Source organism: Chryseobacterium takakiae, assembly GCF_900129385.1.
In the GTDB taxonomy this organism is placed as follows: Bacteria; Bacteroidota; Bacteroidia; order Flavobacteriales; family Weeksellaceae; genus Chryseobacterium; species Chryseobacterium takakiae.
Genome location: NZ_FQVO01000005.1, coordinates 207,969 through 223,395, shown reverse-complemented (window position 1 = coordinate 223,395; position 15,427 = coordinate 207,969). Strand labels below are relative to the sequence as shown.

At 36.9% G+C, this 15,427-nt stretch carries 13 protein-coding genes; 5 read left to right on the top strand and 8 right to left on the bottom strand.

Going from position 1 to position 15,427, the window contains the following annotated elements; genetic code table 11:
• Positions 1-7 precede the first annotated feature (7 nt).
• The 5 genes from BUA76_RS08875 to BUA76_RS19085 all read right to left on the bottom strand — a co-directional run bounded on the left by BUA76_RS08875 (position 8) and on the right by BUA76_RS19085 (position 7,606).
• Entirely contained in the window at positions 8-250 is a 243-nt protein-coding gene (locus tag BUA76_RS08875) for a hypothetical protein (protein ID WP_072884445.1), read from the bottom strand.
• Between the two features lie 8 nt (positions 251-258).
• A complete protein-coding gene (locus tag BUA76_RS08870; protein ID WP_072884444.1) occupies positions 259-981 on the bottom strand; it encodes a hypothetical protein in 723 nt (240 codons plus the stop codon).
• Positions 982-1,055: 74 nt separating this feature from the next.
• On the bottom strand, positions 1,056-1,334 hold the full coding sequence (locus BUA76_RS08865; RefSeq protein ID WP_072884443.1) for a hypothetical protein: 279 nt from the start codon (positions 1,332-1,334) through the stop codon (positions 1,056-1,058).
• A gap of 9 nt (positions 1,335-1,343) precedes the next feature.
• A complete protein-coding gene (locus BUA76_RS08860) occupies positions 1,344-3,734 on the bottom strand; it encodes a hypothetical protein (protein ID WP_143149885.1) in 2,391 nt (796 codons plus the stop codon).
• A 110-nt stretch (positions 3,735-3,844) separates the two neighbouring features.
• Complete coding sequence (locus BUA76_RS19085) at positions 3,845-7,606, bottom strand: FliH/SctL family protein (protein WP_072884441.1); 3,762 nt, start codon at positions 7,604-7,606, stop codon at positions 3,845-3,847.
• Between the two features lie 450 nt (positions 7,607-8,056).
• Here BUA76_RS19085 and BUA76_RS08850 point away from each other — a divergent pair, with 450 nt between their 5' ends.
• The 4 genes from BUA76_RS08850 (at position 8,057) to BUA76_RS08835 (ending at position 10,456) form a co-directional block, all read left to right on the top strand.
• Positions 8,057-9,031, top strand: a complete 975-nt coding sequence (locus tag BUA76_RS08850) for an ion channel (protein ID WP_072884440.1) — start codon at positions 8,057-8,059, stop codon at positions 9,029-9,031.
• Entirely contained in the window at positions 9,028-9,516 is a 489-nt protein-coding gene (locus BUA76_RS08845) for a YkgJ family cysteine cluster protein (RefSeq protein WP_072884439.1), read from the top strand. The genes BUA76_RS08850 and BUA76_RS08845 overlap by 4 nt, the downstream gene beginning before the upstream one ends.
• Before the next feature lie 125 nt (positions 9,517-9,641).
• The gene (locus BUA76_RS08840) at positions 9,642-9,989 is read left to right on the top strand and encodes a hypothetical protein (RefSeq protein WP_143149884.1); all 348 of its coding nucleotides are present in this window, start codon (positions 9,642-9,644) and stop codon (positions 9,987-9,989) included.
• Between the two features lie 182 nt (positions 9,990-10,171).
• Positions 10,172-10,456 carry a hypothetical protein gene (locus BUA76_RS08835; RefSeq protein WP_072884437.1) on the top strand — a complete coding sequence of 95 codons (285 nt, stop codon included), beginning with the start codon at positions 10,172-10,174 and terminating at the stop codon, positions 10,454-10,456.
• 199 nt (positions 10,457-10,655) lie between these two features.
• Here BUA76_RS08835 and gdhA read toward each other — a convergent pair whose 3' ends face one another.
• The 3 genes from gdhA to BUA76_RS08820 form a co-directional block, all read right to left on the bottom strand.
• Positions 10,656-12,014, bottom strand: coding sequence for an NADP-specific glutamate dehydrogenase (gdhA, locus tag BUA76_RS08830; protein WP_072884436.1), 1,359 nt, complete (start codon positions 12,012-12,014; stop codon positions 10,656-10,658).
• Between the two features lie 190 nt (positions 12,015-12,204).
• Positions 12,205-13,314: a DNA-processing protein DprA gene (dprA, locus tag BUA76_RS08825; RefSeq protein WP_072884435.1), complete on the bottom strand. Its 1,110-nt coding sequence runs from the start codon at positions 13,312-13,314 to the stop codon at positions 12,205-12,207.
• A gap of 66 nt (positions 13,315-13,380) precedes the next feature.
• Complete coding sequence (locus BUA76_RS08820) at positions 13,381-14,151, bottom strand: rhomboid family intramembrane serine protease (RefSeq protein ID WP_072884434.1); 771 nt, start codon at positions 14,149-14,151, stop codon at positions 13,381-13,383.
• A gap of 246 nt (positions 14,152-14,397) precedes the next feature.
• Between BUA76_RS08820 and BUA76_RS08810 the strand changes: the two genes are divergently transcribed.
• Positions 14,398-15,324 carry a DUF3078 domain-containing protein gene (locus BUA76_RS08810; protein ID WP_072884432.1) on the top strand — a complete coding sequence of 309 codons (927 nt, stop codon included), beginning with the start codon at positions 14,398-14,400 and terminating at the stop codon, positions 15,322-15,324.
• The last annotated feature ends 103 nt before the right edge of the window (positions 15,325-15,427 follow it).

Below are 15,427 nucleotides of genomic sequence, written 5' to 3'. Positions count from 1 at the left end.
CTAAAAATTAATTTTCTATAATTTTTTTTATATCATCTAAGATACTTCCCTGATATTTCTCTATGGAATTATAATTCGTATCACAGATTATCATTATTTCTTTTGCTTCTTCAAAAGTAATTTGAGGAAAATCTTTTCTCATTTTTTTCATAGATTCTAAAGGAGACAAAGTTTTTTTATATTCTAAATAAACTTCAAAAACGTTTTTTCCATTTTTTTTAATTTGCTGATAATACTCTTTATTTTTCATAACTTTAATTATTTAATCTCAAATTCTTTAAAATAAACGTCCATTTTTTCACCAGGGTTTCCTCCAAGTGCTTCCGGAACTTCCATTAATTTTTTATCAAATTGCTGATTCTTAACAAATTTTAATACATCTTCATTAATAACTGTTGAACCTTCTAATTCAACACGTGTAAGATTCAAGCTTTTAGCGATATTAAATACCTTAGTTCTATATTGCATAAAAGAAACTAATGCCTTCCCTGATTTATCCGTAGTATAGAATATATGGCATCTTAATAAATCTCCCACTTTAACTACATACCCTGATACATAACCGGAGGTTCTAGATATAAACTCAAATGATACATATTCTCCTAATAGAAATTTGTATACAGCTCCTTCTGAAACTCCAATTTCTCTAAGTGTAATCTTCTGCAATAAATTATCCAAATATTTTATTGCAGCCTCTTCACCCATTTCCTTTAGCTCTTTTGCGAGAGTTTCTATCTGTTTTTTGCTACCCTCAAATACTGTAAAACCTTTATACTCTAATCTTGTTATAAAGTTTCCATAAGGAAGATTCATACCCGCACCAATTTGCCGGAAACCATCAAGTTTAGGTTTCAATCCAAGATTGCCTAAAGTTTCTGAAGTTTCTTTACTAAAGCCTAATCCCAGAAATTCTTTGGCTTTGGAAAGTTTATACCTTGCGCTCAAAAACCATTTTTCCAGCTCATCCCAAACTTTCTTCAAAAAGTCCTAAAAATTCTTGACAATTAATTAAACCCTATTTGAAAATAAAAAAGCAGCCCGAAGACTGCTTAAATTTATTCATGTAGTATTTTGTCTAAAATAGGTTGAGCATCTGATATTGAAATTTTGCCTAAGGTTTTTAGTATTAGTAATAGTGAAGTTGGTGTGGTTTTAGACTTAATTAATTTTAATTCATTAATAATATCATTTTGGTTATTTACCTTTTTGAAAATATTAGTAATGAAAATATATTCTTTTTCGTCTGATGAAAAGTCTTTTAACATTTCATCCAACCCTCTATTGTTAATTTTTTTTTGACTGTTTTCAATAGAAATTTTTATTATATCTTCCATAATATATTATTATTCATAAAATTTAACATAAATTTTTGTATGTGGCGGAGTAGGAGGTGTTAGTTCTTGTATAATAACTTTTTTATAACCTTGCTCTAATGCTCTTTGTCCTGTCCATGTTTCAAATGCCGCTTTCTCAGCGGTCATCCCTTTTTGTATAGCATTGTTAAAAGTAGTAACATTATCACTCGCTCCAGACCACAAACCTCTAATTCCTTTAAATGAAATCTTTCGAATTTTCAGATGCTCTATTAAAGCATTAAAAACTTGTTTTCCTGTAACTTGTGTACTTAACCCCTTACGATATATTCCAAATTCTAAAAATTCATCTACATTAATTTCTACAAGTCCCACTAATTCATCTGTCAATAAATCCTTAAAGTTATAAGATCCATCTTTGAAAATAATGTCACAATTTTCAGGAAGAAATTTATTAAATTTATTTAATAAATCCTCTAAATGTTTTATGGCTGCCTCTTCCCCCATTTCTTCTAATTCTTTGGCAAATGCTGCAACTGCTTTTTTACTCCCTCTAAAAACTGTAAAACCTTTATATTCCAATCTGGTTATGAAGTTTCCATATGGAACATTCATTGGGGTTGCAGTCGATCGGAAACCATCAAGTTTAGGTTTCAATCCAAGATTGCCTAAAGTTTCTGAAGTTTCTTTACTAAAGCCTAATCCCAGAAATTCTTTGGCTTTGGAAAGTTTATACCTTTCGCTCAGAAACCATTTTTCCAGCTCATCCCAAACCTTCTTCAAAAAGTCCCAAAATGCTTTGCCACCTTTTGAAAAGATTTCCAGTAAATTACTTATCGCCTTGTATGCCTGATCTTTTCCATACTTTGCTGTAGCTGAAAGCACCGCTCCTACTTCCTTGTTTACGGCTCCTACAATTTCGGCAATTTTACCTAACTTGGCGACTTTCAGAACCTGTGTAAAAGGTATAAAAAAACTCGCAATAAAAGCAACTCCACTTCCCGCTACATAAGAAACCCTTACCCAATCGTAATCTTCTTTATTGTGAGTTTTGCAAAAATCCAACAGCCTGTTATACATTTCCTTAACCGCTGCCTTAAGATTTTCCTTAAAATGTCCTCCAAACAAAAAGTCATAGACATTATCCAATGTTTCCATTGCTGCCCGAAAATCCTGCGCTGCATTAAAAGGAGCCTCCAGTAGTTCTCCTGCAAACTTTAACAGCGAAGATACAAAATCTACAATACCATTCCACAGCCCACATCTGTAAGCAACCCACATTTGTGTTGCTCCGGCCATAAGATTAGCAACAGCATTATTACCAAGCTGATAAAAAGCTTCTATCTCTTGGGTAACAAAATCGTTATAATCTCGTATAAAATTCTTTATAGCTGCTGAATATTCTTTGATATACCTTTCTAAAATATCGGGAGTAATATCATGTAGATCCAATCCCTTTTTATCTTCAAAAAGCTTGTCGATCTCATTAATAAGATCTTCAGAAATGGTGATTTTCTTAATGAGATTATCTTTATTAAAGAAGTAATCTTCACTTTGAGTATCCCAAAAATCATCGGATATTTTAAGATAATCCAATCCATGTCCTATTTTTCTGCACACCCACCCTAAGGCTTTTGCAGGTGCAGAAAGCCCCATCATTACATATTTGAGGAATATAAAAAAGCCTTCTGCAATTGCGCTGTTTTCTATATGTCCTTTTTTCATAAGTTCTTCAACAACATCTTGGTTGACATCTGCATATTTGCTTACCGTCTTCATGATTTCGTTATCAAAAAGGTTGCTTTTCAGGTTTCCTTTTTCATCGGTAAACTGTTTTCGTACTTTTTCTGACATTCTTCCATAAAGTACACCTTTGGTCAACACATCTTCATCGGATTCTAAAAACAGAATAACTTCATAACCAGCAGGTTTCACAACCTCATAGCATTCTTTCACTTTATTTCCGTCTGTAGAAACAAAAAGCAAAAGTTTGAAGGCAAGTACATCTTGTCCGTCTCCATAAATTCCGTTGTGGTTATTATCAAAATAATAACTGTAGGTGTCGAATTTATATCCGTTTTTTACGGTAATGTTGATATCTTCAATAATGTTAGTATTTCCATTTTTAGCTGATTTACCATCTATAAAATATTTGGATGCAATATCTTTTGAGGTTTGATTCCCAAACTTCATTGTAACCAAAGGACTCACATTATTCATTCCGCGTATCGTCTCTCCCAATTGCATTGTCTGAGCGTCATTTTTCACTTTCATAAAATCCTGAAATCCCCCATATCCCATTTGCTGCATCATAGAAGGATTATCCAGCGGAATAAGGTTTTGAAAATCGGCTAAAAGTTCCTGTTGGGTAATGTCATCAAAATCTTCTATCTCTTTTAAATATTCTTCGTAAGTCATCATTTTTTGCTTTTAGCTTTTGGCTTATGGCGGTTAGCTCTTTTTCTAACCGCCACTTGCCTAAAGCAGGTTAATATTTAACTTCTGGCTTTTAGTATACTGCCAAAGATTATTTAAGGAAGATTGTTTTTGATGCTTTGCATGGAGATCTGGGCAATGACCTTTCTCGGATCACTATCTGTGGTCAGCTGCAGATTACCGTCTTTGATATCGATATTTTCCACGAAACGGTGTGCCCCCGAACTTAACTGCGCATCCGTAATGGCAAATTCTGACGAGGTAACCACTTCTTCCGGATTCTCAAACTCCAGTGGATTTTCTGCGCTGAACGGCAATGCAGTTGTTGTTCTCAGTCCGGCAGAACCTTCCTGAAGAATCGTAAGGGTGGTAGGAAGTTTGGTAATCCACGGTTTTCCCTGCTTGATTCCTACCGGTTCTCTCATTTCATCCACAATACTCATGTACATTGGGTCTCCGATTACAGGAACTTCTTCACCATTCCAGATTTTTCCGGTACTCAGGAAGAACTGGATGGCATCTTCAAATCCCGGTCTTACGGTTACAATAACTCTCGCCATACCGGATTGTAAAAAGCTTCTGAATAAAGGATCTACGCTTTCCGAAATATACATTTCCTGCCAGTGTTTTCTGTTGGCCCAGTAATAAGGATAGAAATTATAGCTCATAATATTCCATTCAAAAGCCTGTTCCATGAATTTGGCTAAAGCAGTGTATTGATCGAGATCCTCATTTAAGAATACCTGGAAGTTTTCCATTTTGTCACCATCGGTAAAGTTTTGTCCGATGGTATTGGGAGAAAGATAATCCTGTAGCAAATAGGCAATACAGTTGTGCTTTAACACATCATTCTCCATGTAACGGTAAAAATTGCCCATTTTGTCTTTAGCTTCTGCTTCTTTCTCTTTTTGTTCTTCATCGAGACGCTTCTGCTCTTCTTTAAATTTCTCATAAGCTTCTTTATACGCTTCGATGATGGCATTAAAGTTTTCGGTCTGCCACGCCAGAACATTGGCATCATTCGGAACGCATGGGAACTTTAAGGCAATATTAAATCCGCCGATATTTTTACCGGATACCCTGTAGTTGAATACTCCGGTAAGGTTTAATCCGCTTACTCCTTCTGTTCCGTTAAGCGTTTGATTTCGGGTTTCTTTATAAAAACTGCCTCCTTTTAAGTTTCCGAAAGATAAATAAGCGGGCAAAATATAATTTCCCTGCCAGAAACCTGATCTGTTTCTCTGTTTATTGTATGCCCAAACAATGGTTGCGGTGGTTGCCTTGTATCCGTCCGGAATCTCCAGGTTGGCATCGAAGAACGTGCCTTCTCCTTCTGTCTGAGGGCTTCCGTTGGCATTAAGAATAACCTCTTTGCCGGGCATTTCGTCTGTAAGCGTTACTCCGTAAATATCCGCCCAATATTGCAGTAAGGTTTTTGTGGCTGCTTTAGAATTCGGCATCGTGTAAGGAGCCGGTGCTTTTCTTGGATCTACCGGCGCAGTAAGCACATCTGCCTTTGCTACTGCCAAAGCCAGTCTGTGTAATCTTGCCGGCTCCGGGATCATGAATTCAAACATGGTACGCTTTCCGTAATTGTAGATCTGATTCTTGTATTTCATATCTACCCATCGGTAAATGCCTACAACATGCTTGTCACCGTTTCTGTTGTCGAAGCCGTGAGCGTTATTTTCTTCAAATTCTTCAATAATTTTTTCAATCCTTTCTTCTGCAATTTTAGTAAGCAATCTGTCGGCTGCTTTATTGGTGATTTCCTGCGATTGCGTTATCGCCTGTCTTACGCTGTTTTCTTTGGCATTGTGGGTAGCAAGGCTTCCTCCGGCTTCAAATATTCCATAAGGGGTTTCTCCGCTTCTCCAATTGGCATGTGCCTGTGCGGTGGTATCTTTCATGATAACATTGGCAACTTCCGACTGCATATCGTGTCTTGTGGTGCTGGTTGTATCACTAAGGGTCTCACGTTCTGTAGCTTTAGAAGCAGTGGTCTGAATTTCACTTTTTCTCAGTCTTCGGGTAGACTTTTGCTTGAACTCTTTTGCCATGATATTTTCAATATGCGTAACATCTCCCGGAACATAAGCGTGGGTACTCTGTACTACTTTCATGTATTCTGCAATTCCCAATCTTTTCAGCCCGAACAGTTTTCTTCCGGCTGATACCACTTCCGGCTCTTCTCCTCTCGGATCTTCTTTGCCTGGTTTTAATGTAAGTAATCCTGTCTGTATTTGATTATTAGGAATTTTAAGCAGTTCCAGATACGCTTCTCTTCCGTTGCTGAAGTAAATATCAATTCGAATTTTGCTTATTGATGAAAATTTATTGACCATTACTGCAGGGAAACTGATCATTCCGTTAAGGACATCAATATTTGCCAATGTTTCTTCATGATATCCTGTATTAGATTCCAATATAATTTTTGCATTGGCAACACTCCAGGAATTATCCTGCACTTCAAAAGAGAAATTGAGAAATCCGTTATCCTGGACGAAGGCAGATCTTCTCCAGACCGGCAAAAGGCTGTACGCCAAATGTGTTCTCACCAATGAATTTCCAACCGGAATTAATGCTCCTCCCAAATTTGCATATTGAGTCTGCTCCAAAACGGTATTGTCAAGGGCAGATTGCATTTCCTGTGAAATATGATTTTGCACCTGATAAATCAGATCTTCAAAGGTTTGATAGCTTTCGTCGATCTGTAGAACTTGTGTCCCTATTCTCAATTCTGATTCTGAAACTACTTCTGTTTTTGCTGTTGGCGGTATTTGAGAGTAAAATAATTCGCCCATTTCCTGATACGCAAAAAGGGTCATAAACAGTTCGAATGACTCAGGAGACAGCTTTCTCTGAAGGTCTGAAATAGTAATCTCGTTTTGATACGAAAATTCAAACGGAGGAACTTCGAGCTCTTTCAATCTTTCATGTAAACGTATCAGCTCTTCTTCGGATGCTTTATGTTCCGTTAAATAGTTGATTTCTTCAAAAACTTTTTCATACTCTTCTTTTTGAGACTGATATGCGGCAGTATATTCATTATAAGCAGACTGATAAGCTTTCGTTTTGGAATTATGATATGCTTTCTGGATATTTTCCAGTTCCGAATTCAATTTTTCAAGCTGTTCTTTTTTAAGAAGCGCCTGAGTTACTGCTAAATCCCTTTGGGCATCAGCTTTTATTCTTTCCTGTGTTTTATTTGAAAGTGCTGATGTTTCGGATGTTGCCATTTTAGAGGCTAATGAAGATCCTGATATTTCTTCTTCTACGAAAAGTTCTTTTGGCATTACCACTTTAGCATCCAATGCTTTTGCCACTAAATTGGTACCGTTTATTTTTGTAAGTTCTTCGGTTAAAGAAAGGGTCTGCGCGTAGCCTACATGCAAAGCTTTTAAAATATGAACCAACGCTTCTTTAGCATAAAAATCTTTTTGGGTAACGACCTGAAAAATCAGATTTTCCCACAGTTTTTCAAATTCGGTCTGCCCGGAAGAATAGGCATCTTTTGTCCGGGTAAGTTCCGCGGCCGAAAGCGTTTCCTTTTTGGCTATTTTTCTGCCTATTTTCAGCAGACCGGCATATTGGCTGTTTTCAAGATCTTTTTCTGAAAAAGGGGAAGGGAAAGATTTACATTGATTTTCCAATGCCTGAATTTTTGAAATTCCGGATCTGTTTTTCACAGCCTGATCAAAGGCATTATTTAAAACAGGTCTGTGGATAAATCCTAAATTTTCTTTCTTGGTTTCGGTAAGCTGAGGGTTTCTCATGCTTATGAATCTGAATAATGTTTGAGAGGTGTTCTGAGTAGTGGGATTGCCGGGATTGGCAATTCTTTCATTTGTGGACATTTTTTTTGTAATTTTGTTTTGCTTGTTAAGGTTAAGATTTGAAGCCTCTTTTTATGAGAGTCACTTCAGGTTTCAGCCTTATTTTTTTAGGTGGTCTTCAGGCTAATCTATATCCACCGGAAGTCTTAAAATCCTGTTTCATTCTTTGTATTTTCTTAAAGCAAATATCCATCACAGAAGCGACAGAACACGTCGTATAATATTAAATCAATAAAAAATCAATAAATTGTATTAAATATTTAAAAGAAATTTCCAGAGAGCGAGATACGTTTTACTGGTATAAATTGAATGGTATTTCGTTAAATATTAAAAATGTTTTTCACTCACATTATCCGAAACATTTTGATAAATTTCATGAAAACAATATTCTATCTTTGCATGTTACTTCAGATAGATGAATGTGATAAGCATTCTGCTGATTGGGTGAAATTAAAAACAAAATGATCATACATGGCAAGAGAATTCAGGCAAAAAATTCGTCAGAAAAATACGGATAACAGTGGTTTCGGGGATAATGCATCAGGGAGATTTATCAACAAGGACGGTCTTCCGAACGTCAGAAGGAAAGGCGTGAATATTTTCAACCGGTTCAGCTGGTATCATACCATGCTGGAGCTGTCAACCTTTAATTTCCTTTCTTATCTGGTGATTGCATATGTTCTGGTCAATTTGTTTTTTGCATTCATTTATTATCTTATTGGTGTAGAGCACCTAACGGGGATTGATAAAAGTGATCCGGTAAACGAATTTATTGATGTTTTTTTCTTTAGCTCCCAGACCTTTACCACTGTGGGATATGGAAGAATTGCGCCGGTGGGCTTCATGGCAAGTCTTGTGGCAACCTTTGAAGCTTTCCTCGGATTGCTTACCTTTGCCATTGCAACGGGACTTTTTTACGGGAGATTTTCAAGACCGAGAGCCTATCTGAAATTTTCAGATATCGCGCTGATTGCTCCTTTCACGGACAAAACAGCGCTGATGTTCAGGCTTGCTCCCTATAAAAATAATTCTTTAACGGATGCCGAGGTTACGGTTTCAGCTGCTATTGAAGTGATCGAAAACAATATAAAGAAAAGTAATTTTTATACACTGAAAACACGGCTCAACAAAATTAATACGCTGGCGCTGAACTGGACAATCGTTCATGTGATTGATGAGGATTCACCGTTCTTCGGGTTTTCTGACGAGGATTTTAAAAAAACGGATATTGAAATCATCGTTCATGTGCGTGCATTTGATGAAGTATTTTCCAATACGGTAGTACAGCGCACGTCTTATGTTTCGGAAGAAATTGTGTACGGAGCCAAATTTATCCCGATGTATTATCCGGACCAGGAGCACCTTTCAACAGTGCTGGATCTGGATAAAATCAGCCATTATCAACAAACGGATCTTCCGGAATTTAAGGAAGAAAAGAATAAATGAATTTAGACTTATACAAAAAACAGGCTTTACAAAAGCAAAAAGAGCATAAAAAATTTCTTGATGGGATTAAGAAAAAGCCGCCGAAAAATCTGGACTATATAGTTCAGGAAACGCATGATGAAGTTTTCGAAAATATAAACTGTCTGCAATGCGCCAATTGCTGCAAAACCACAGGTCCTCTTTATACGGAAAAAGATATTGAAAGAATAGCAAAACATCTTAGAATGAAACCTGCTGATTTTGAAGCCAAATATCTTCGTATTGATGAAGATAACGATAAAGTCCTGCAGCATCTTCCCTGCTTCTTTTTAAACAGTGATAACACGTGCTCTATTTACGAAGTACGTCCAAAAGCCTGCCGGGAGTACCCGCATACGGACCGTAAAAAGATTTATCAGATCAACAATCTTACAATGAAAAATACCCTGATTTGCCCTGCTGCATACGAGTTTGTGGAGCGAATTATGAAAAATTTAGCAAAATAGCATATAATCCAAAATCATTCTTAAATAAATATAAAGTACGTTAAATAAAGGCTTTGCAGATAATATTCTACAAAATGATGACGTTTAAGTTAAACAACCATTTAATAAATAAAATATTAATTATTATGAAGAAGTTAGTTTTAACAGCAGCGTTTACATTAGTCGGAGTAATCGCAGTATCAGCTCAGACGGACAGCACACAACAAAACCCGTCTCAAACCCAAAATCCTAATAACCAAACGACAACTCAGCCTCAACAGGGGACACAGGCTACTTCAGAATGGGGAGCAAATTCCTCCGGAACAGCCCAAACTCAAAATACCAATGCAGCTTCAACAACAGACGCGGCGGCAGCAACCACTGCAACTGATGCTTCAGCCAGTGTAACTGCAGATCCAAATGCGGATACTGCCAAGCTTAATGATGAAGCGACCAAAGAAGAAAAGAAGTCTAAAAAGAAAAAGTCGAAGTAAGTATTTAAATTTAGTAAAGTAGAAATGGAATCCCGGATCTTATAGTCCGGGATTTTCCTTCAACCTGTTTATAATATAATTTGTCTTAAATTATTATAAATCAAGTTAAAACATTTTTATACCTACCACTTTGTATGATTATTGTACTTACTATAACACAACCAACACCAAATCATTATATTATGAAAAATTTAATTTTAGCAACAGCTTTAGCAATGTTTGGAACGATCGCAGTATCTGCACAAACTACCCCACAGAAGACAGACACTGTAAAACCTGACACAACCAGGAACAGAGACATGAGAAATGACAACATGAACAACGGAACAAACGGTACCATGAATAACGGAACCAATAACAACAATAACAACAATAACAATTGGGATACATCTAAAACCGATACAGCCAACTGGAAAAACAGAGATGCAACTACCGGCGACAGAAAAATGAAAAAGAAAAATAAGTAGATAATGCCAATAAAGAATCCTGAAATTTTTCAGGATTTTTTTTGATCTTAAAATAAAATGTTTTAGGATACTGCATTTCACAAAATAAAAAGCGTTGAATCATCAACGCTTTCTCCTTTCACTTTTTACTTTTATCCCATTTATAATCCCGGGAACAGGTTGTATGAAAAAAGGTCGGGAAATTCCCAACCTTTGTATTTTATACGACTCCCTGAGCGAGCATTGCTTCTGCAACTTTCACGAAGCCGGCGATATTGGCACCTTTCACGTAGTTTACATAGCCGTCTTCCTCTTTACCGTAGTCTCTGCAGGCTTTATGAATTCCGATCATGATTTCTTTCAGTCTTGCGTCAACTTCTTCGGAAGTCCAGTTCAAACGGATAGAGTTTTGTGTCATTTCAAGACCCGAAGTTGCGACACCTCCAGCGTTGGAAGCTTTCCCCGGAGAGAATAGCACTTTATTGTCAAGGAAATAATTGATAGCATCTAAAGTTGATGGCATGTTGGCCGCTTCAGTTACGCAAACACATCCGTTTTCAACAAGAAGTTTAGCATCTTCAAGATCAAGCTCATTTTGAGTTGCAGATGGAATAGCAACATCACACTTCACTTCCCAAGGACGCTTCCCAGCAAAAAACTGTGCAGATGGATATTTTTTAGCATAATCTTCAGCTCTGTTATTTCCGGAAGATCTTAATTCTAATAAATAATCGATTTTTTCGCCGTCGATCCCGTCTTTATCATAAATATAACCGTCCGGCCCGGAAATCGTCACTACTTTTCCGCCAAGTTCAGATACTTTTTTAATTACGCCCCATGCTACATTTCCGAAACCTGAAACCGTTACGATTTTGTCTTTAAATGTTTGCCCGATCGTTTTAAGCATCTGCTCCGCGAAGTATACTACACCATATCCTGTAGCTTCAGGACGGATCAAAGATCCTCCGTATGCAAGGCCTTTACCGGTAAGTACTCCGGTAAACTCATTTCTGATTTTTTTATACTGCCCGAACAGATACCCGATTTCTCTGGCACCTACCCCGATGTCTCCCGCAGGAACGTCGGTTTCCGGTCCGATATGCTTGCAAAGCTCCGTCATAAAAGCCTGGCAGAAACGCATCACTTCCATATCAGATTTTCCTTGCGGATCAAAGTCTGAACCTCCTTTTCCACCTCCCATCGGAAGTGTCGTAAGCGAGTTTTTGAATACCTGCTCAAAAGCTAAGAATTTTAGAACCGAAAGATTTACGGTAGGATGGAAACGGATTCCTCCTTTATATGGTCCGATAGCAGAGTTCATCTGAATTCTGAATCCTCTGTTTACCTGGATTTCGCCTTTGTCGTCAACCCACGGAACCCTGAAGATGATGATTCTTTCAGCTTCCGCCATTCTTTCAAGAAGTTTCATGCCCGTATATTCCTTCTTAGTCATAATAAACGGAATTACTGTAACAGCAACTTCTTTTACGGCTTGTAAAAATTCTGGCTCATTAGGGTTTTTGGCCTCAATTTTTGCTATAAACTCTTGGATTTTCTGGTCAATATTATATTGTTCCATATATTAGGGTTGAATATTATTGCCAACAAATTTAATTTTTTTTTCAAGATTCACAACACCTTAATGAATGATTGCTGAAAGTTTAATAATATAATTAGTTAATATTATTAAGTTAATAATTTAACCGTTAATTTTATTAAAAATTAAATGTTATGTTTAAAATAATGCAATATTAAGAAATGGTTAAATCTCATATTGCAATAAATTGTCTCCCCGAAAGTGATTTTACTTTCCCCAAAAGCTCCAAATCCAGAATTATGGGTAAAATTTTATGAGATGCTAGTTCCGTTTTCTCAATAATTTCATCTAAAGAGATCTGTGGATATTTTAATATAAGATTAAATATTAATTGTTGATTTTCAGTTAATTGAATCTTGGTTTCACTGCGTGAAAATAGTTCATCCATTTTTACTTTAGGCTTTTTAAGGCCTAAATCATCAATAAGATCTTTAATGGTAGAAATAGATGCTGCCTTGTTGTGGTAAATCAGATGATTGCAGCCCTGGCTCTGTTTATCTGTAATTTTTCCGGGCAAGGCGAAAACTTCGCGGTTGTATTGGTTGGCGAATGTCGCAGTACTTACCGATCCGCCACCAAAAGCAGTCTCAACAACGATTGTTGAAGGCGATAAACCGGCAACAATTCTGTTTCGCTGGATAAAATTTTCACGGTCCGGTTTCCGGGAAGAATTGAATTCTGTGAATAATGCACCGCCTTCTTCCAAAATTTTTTCAGATAGTTTTCTGTTTTTTGAAGGGTAAATCATATGAAATCCGTGTGCTAAAACGGCTGTTGTAGGAATTCCTTTTTCAACAGACTGTTCATGAACCTCCTTATCAACACCCAAGGCAAGTCCGCTCACGGAAATATAATTACAGGATTTAGTTTCTTCAAAAAAATCAATGAGAAACTGTTGTCCATATGCCGTCATATTTCGGGTTCCTACCAGGCTGATCCGCTGGTTTGTGTCATCAAAACTTCCTTTTTGATAAAGAATTGCCGGAGCATCATTGCATTCATTGAGCAATTCCGGAAGGTCACCAAAATGCCTGAGATTAATTATAATATTATTTTTTTCGCAAAATGTAAGTTCATTTTCCGCAAACTTCAGATGGTCGGGATTTCCGATATCAGCAACCATCCGATAGCCAAAGCCGTCAAGTTTTTTGTAGTCTTTCCTGGCATTCAGCCATGCTTTTTTTGCACTTCCGAAAGTGCGCACAAGTTTGTGGAAATTAATATCACCGATTAAGTTACATTCACGGAGGGCAATAGAGTAAAGATGTTCTTCAGAATACATTTGTGTTGTTTTGGCAAATGTATTGAATTTAGCGTAGATCTTGAAAGAGATAATTTCTTTACTGACTTATTTTCTTCTCAGCTCATCAAGGTGTTTCCAGATGTCATCTTTTTCTTTATAAGGCAGTTCCAGAAAATCCTCAGGATGATTTTCTTTGTACTCCTGCCATAATTTATCGTCTTTTTCACTGTAATAATTCGGGAATTCCCAAATGTATTTTTTCTTTTTTTCGCCTGCTTTCTTAAACATAAAGGCAAGAATTACACCCACAACAGCGCCTGCAATATGCGCCTGCCATGCGATTTTGCTCGGTTCCTGAAGGTTATAAAACAATTCTTCCGGCAGCATACCCCAAACCAAACTTCCGTAATACAACACAACAAGCAAGGAGATGGTAAGCAGCTTCATATTCCATTTAAAAATACCGCTGAAGAAAAGAAAGAAAGCGAGAACATATACCACGCCGCTGGCTCCGATGGTACATGTATAAAGATAATCGCCGGTTATAATATCGATGGGCGGTAACAGCCAAACCAAAAGACCAGTAGCAAGCCAGCCGATTATAAATACTTTATTGGCAACCATCGGATAAAACTGATACAGAAGAAACATCAGGATCACGATAGGGACGGAATTGCCCACAATATGATCCAGATTTCCGTGCAGCAGAGGAGAAGTGATGATTCCCAGCAGACCTTCAGGCAATAAAGGAATAATGGCACCAAAGCAACTTTCAAAAAAGCCTTGAAGCTGAAGAAAATATCCCAGCCACATGGCTGAAAGCATCAGCAACGGGTTTATAATAGCTTTTTTGGAAATTACATTATTTTTTAGCATGCAGTGTATATGTCAAACGAAAAGCCAACGATAAATTTCGGAAAATTTGGCGATGAATTTTTGATGATGGTCTTTTATTTCAGCCAAAAAGTAATTTTTTGCCTTGATTTAATTTTTCATCCATCGAATTGTCACTCAATTTTGTTTTTTAATACCTTGAATATGAGATTTAATACTGTGCTTTCCGTCATAAAATTTATATTTAATATTTTTGTTGAGAATTTTGTACAATGAAATCCTGAACTCATGAAGAAGCTTTTATTAATTCTTACCCTTTATTTGGGGATTTTCGTCAATTCGCAGGTCATTCTGGACACTGCATCTATAAAGACAGATACTGTTAAGCACTGGTCAGTTCTCGGCAAGCAGTCTTTAATGATCAATCAGGCAGCATTCTCCAATTGGGTTGGGGGTGGAGCCAATAACGTAGGCTGGCTTTTGGGAGCAGATTATAATATTACCTACGAAAAAGATAAGGATTTGTGGGAAAATATTATTCTCTTAAATTACGGACAAAATGATACTCAGGGAATTGGGGTGAGAAAAACCCAGGATGTGATTAATGTTTCCACGAATTACGGAAGAAGGGTTTCAAAAAGCTGGTATCTTTCCGTGGGAGCCGGGGTTATCTCTCAGTTTACGGTAGGATATGAAGATGGCAATAATCCTGAGGCTAAGAAAATTTCTAATTTTATGGCTCCCGGTTATCTGAATGTCGGGATGGGGATCACTTACCGGCCGAATGATAACATCAATGTAACATTGCGGCCTTCCAATGCAAGATGGACGTTCGTTTTTGATGAAGATCTTCAGACTGCAGGAACATACGGCTTGAAAGCTGACGGTGATAATTCTTTATTACAGTACGGTTTTCTCGGCACAGCGTATTATAAAGTTAAATTGATGGAAAATGTAAATATTACCAATACTGCTTCTGTTTTTTCCAACTATCTGGATCATCCTGAAAGACTGGTTCTTGCGTACGGATTGATCTTGAATTTAAAAGTTAATAAATTCATCTCCTCAAATATTACAGTGGATTTGATGTATGATCATAATCAAATTAAAAAAACACAGCTTAAACAAACGCTGGGGGTAGGTTTTGCTTACACCTTGGATAATGGCGTAAAACGTTCCGACAGAAAAGACAGCCAGTGGTGGATTAAAAAGTAAATACATCTGCAGATTATAACTTCAAGGTTTTTAAAACCTTGAAGCTTTGATAAAGATGAATAAAAAAAGCACTCCAATAAAATATGAAGTGCTTACTATTATC

Bases quoted from the DNA above. Each gene is read 5' to 3' on its own strand.
- BUA76_RS08875 (WP_072884445.1), bottom strand. From the start codon at position 250: ATGAAAAATAAAGAGTATTATCAGCAAATTAAAAAAAATGGAAAAAAC.
- BUA76_RS08865 (WP_072884443.1), bottom strand. From the start codon at position 1,334: ATGGAAGATATAATAAAAATTTCTATTGAAAACAGTCAAAAAAAAATT.
- BUA76_RS08860 (WP_143149885.1), bottom strand. From the start codon at position 3,734: ATGATGACTTACGAAGAATATTTAAAAGAGATAGAAGATTTTGATGAC.
- BUA76_RS19085 (WP_072884441.1), bottom strand. From the start codon at position 7,606: ATGTCCACAAATGAAAGAATTGCCAATCCCGGCAATCCCACTACTCAG.
- BUA76_RS08850 (WP_072884440.1), top strand. From the start codon at position 8,057: ATGGCAAGAGAATTCAGGCAAAAAATTCGTCAGAAAAATACGGATAAC.
- BUA76_RS08845 (WP_072884439.1), top strand. From the start codon at position 9,028: ATGAATTTAGACTTATACAAAAAACAGGCTTTACAAAAGCAAAAAGAG.
- BUA76_RS08840 (WP_143149884.1), top strand. From the start codon at position 9,642: ATGAAGAAGTTAGTTTTAACAGCAGCGTTTACATTAGTCGGAGTAATC.
- BUA76_RS08835 (WP_072884437.1), top strand. From the start codon at position 10,172: ATGAAAAATTTAATTTTAGCAACAGCTTTAGCAATGTTTGGAACGATC.
- gdhA (WP_072884436.1), bottom strand. From the start codon at position 12,014: ATGGAACAATATAATATTGACCAGAAAATCCAAGAGTTTATAGCAAAA.
- dprA (WP_072884435.1), bottom strand. From the start codon at position 13,314: ATGTATTCTGAAGAACATCTTTACTCTATTGCCCTCCGTGAATGTAAC.
- BUA76_RS08820 (WP_072884434.1), bottom strand. From the start codon at position 14,151: ATGCTAAAAAATAATGTAATTTCCAAAAAAGCTATTATAAACCCGTTG.
- BUA76_RS08810 (WP_072884432.1), top strand. From the start codon at position 14,398: ATGAAGAAGCTTTTATTAATTCTTACCCTTTATTTGGGGATTTTCGTC.